Annotated in this window: 1 rRNA gene; it reads right to left on the reverse strand. The window is 52.7% G+C overall.

What is annotated here, in order from left to right:
- Positions 1-18 precede the first annotated feature (18 nt).
- A 23S ribosomal RNA gene (locus EHSB41UT_RS24045) occupies positions 19-2,905 on the reverse strand.
- Positions 2,906-2,926 lie beyond the last annotated feature (21 nt).

The following is a 2,926-nucleotide window of genomic DNA, read 5'->3' on the forward strand; positions in this document are numbered from 1 at the left end:
AGATCGCTTTGGCGTTATATGGTCAAGCCGCACGAGTCATTAGTACTGGTTAGCTCAACGCCTCACAACGCTTACACACCCAGCCTATCAACGTCCTGGTCTTGAACGGCTCTTCAGGGGATCAAGTCCCTGGGAAGTCTCATCTTGAAGGGGGCTTCCCGCTTAGATGCTTTCAGCGGTTATCCCGTCCGAACGTAGCTACCCGGCAATGCTTCTGGCGAAACAACCGGAACACCAGTGGTTCGTCCACTCCGGTCCTCTCGTACTAGGAGCAGCTCTTCTCAAACTTCCAACGTCCACGGCAGATAGGGACCGAACTGTCTCACGACGTTCTAAACCCAGCTCGCGTACCACTTTAAATGGCGAACAGCCATACCCTTGGGACCGGCTTCAGCCCCAGGATGTGATGAGCCGACATCGAGGTGCCAAACACCGCCGTCGATGTGAACTCTTGGGCGGTATCAGCCTGTTATCCCCGGAGTACCTTTTATCCGTTGAGCGATGGCCCTTCCATACAGAACCACCGGATCACTATGACCTACTTTCGTACCTGCTCGAGTTGTAGCTCTCGCAGTCAAGCTGGCTTGTACCATTATACTAACCGCACGATGTCCGACCGTGCTTAGCCAACCTTCGTACTCCTCCGTTACTCTTTGGGAGGAGACCGCCCCAGTCAAACTACCCACCACACACTGTCCTCACGCCAGATTATGGCGCGGAGTTAGAACCCCAATGTTATCAGGCTGGTATTTCAAGATTGGCTCCACTCGAACTGGCGTCCGAGCTTCAAAGCCTCCCAGCTATCCTACACAAATAACATCAAGGTCCAGTGTGAAGCTGTAGTAAAGGTTCACGGGGTCTTTCCGTCTAGCCGCGGATACACAGCATCTTCACTGCGATTTCAATTTCACTGAGTCTCGGGTGGAGACAGCGTGGCCATCATTACGCCATTCGTGCAGGTCGGAACTTACCCGACAAGGAATTTCGCTACCTTAGGACCGTTATAGTTACGGCCGCCGTTTACCGGGGCTTCGATCAAGAGCTTCGCCGAAGCTAACCCCATCAATTAACCTTCCGGCACCGGGCAGGCGTCACACCGTATACGTCCACTTTCGTGTTGGCACAGTGCTATGTTTTTAATAAACAGTTGCAGCCACCTGGTTTCTTCGACCAGCCGGGGCTTACGCAGCAAGTGCTTCACCCTGGCCGGCGTACCTTCTCCCGAAGTTACGGTACCATTTTGCCTAGTTCCTTCACCCGAGTTCTCTCAAGCGCCTTGGTATTCTCTACCTGACCACCTGTGTCGGTTTGGGGTACGGTTCCTTGTGACCTGAAGCTTAGAAACTTTTCCTGGAAGCCTGGCATCAACCACTTCGTCCAAAAGAGGACTCGTCATCAGCTCTCGGCCTTAGGGAAGCGGATTTGCCTACTTCCCCAGCCTACCACCTTAAACAGGGACAACCATCGCCCTGCTGGCCTAGCCTTCTCCGTCATTCCATCGCAGTCACAAGAAGTACGGGAATATTAACCCGTTTCCCATCGATTACAGCTTTCGCTCTCACCTTAGGGGCCGACTCACTCTGCACCGATTAGCGTTGTGCAGAAAACCTTGGTCTTCCGGCGAGGGAGCCTCTCACTCCCTTTGTCGTTACTCATGTCAGCATTCGCACTTCTGATACCTCCAGCATGCTTCTCAACACACCTTCAACGGCTTACAGAACGCTCCCCTACCACTCACGCCTAAGCGTGAATCCGCAGCTTCGGTACATGATTTGAGCCCCGTTACATCTTCCGCGCGGGCCGACTCGACTAGTGAGCTATTACGCTTTCTTTAAAGGGTGGCTGCTTCTAAGCCAACCTCCTAGCTGTTTTAGCCTTCCCACATCGTTTCCCACTTAATCATGTTTAGGGACCTTAGCTGGCGGTCTGGGTTGTTTCCCTCTTGACGACGGACGTTAGCACCCGCCGTCTGTCTCCCATACTGTACTCCACGGTATTCGGAGTTTGCATCGGGTTGGTAAGTCGGGATGACCCCCTAGCCGACACAGTGCTCTACCCCCGTGGGTAATATATGAGGCGCTACCTAAATAGCTTTCGGGGAGAACCAGCTATCTCCGAGCTTGATTAGCCTTTCACTCCGATCCACAGGTCATCCGCTAACTTTTCAACGGTAGTCGGTTCGGTCCTCCAGTACCTGTTACGGCACCTTCAACCTGCCCATGGATAGATCGCCCGGTTTCGGGTCTAATCCCAGCAACTGTTCGCCCTATTAAGACTCGGTTTCCCTACGCCTACCCTACTCGGTTAAGCTTGCTACTGAAATTAAGTCGCTGACCCATTATACAAAAGGTACGCAGTCACAGAACAAGTCTGCTCCCACTGCTTGTACGCACACGGTTTCAGGGTCTATTTCACTCCCCTCAACGGGGTTCTTTTCGCCTTTCCCTCACGGTACTGGTTCACTATCGGTCAGTCAGTAGTATTTAGCCTTGGAGGATGGTCCCCCCATGTTCAAACAGGATATCACGTGTCCCGCCTTACTCGTTTTCACGATAAAGAGTCTTTCGTGTACGGGGCTATCACCCACTATGGCCGCACTTTCCAGAGCGTTCCACTAAACTCTAAACCGCTTAAGGGCTAATCCCCGTTCGCTCGCCGCTACTAGGGGAATCTCGGTTGATTTCTTTTCCTCCGGGTACTTAGATGTTTCAGTTCCCCGGGTTCGCCTCCTAAACCCTATGTATTCAGGTAAAGGATACCGGCCTTATGACCGGTGGGTTTCCCCATTCGGAAATCCTGGGATCACAGCTTGTTTATCAGCTTCCCCAGGCTTATCGCAGATTACCACGTCCTTCATCGCCTCTGACTGCCAAGGCATCCACCGTGTGCGCTTAGTCACTTGACCATATAACCCAAAGAAATCTTC

Source organism: Parendozoicomonas haliclonae, from assembly GCF_900174585.1.
Lineage (GTDB): Bacteria > Pseudomonadota > Gammaproteobacteria > Pseudomonadales > Endozoicomonadaceae > Sansalvadorimonas > Sansalvadorimonas haliclonae.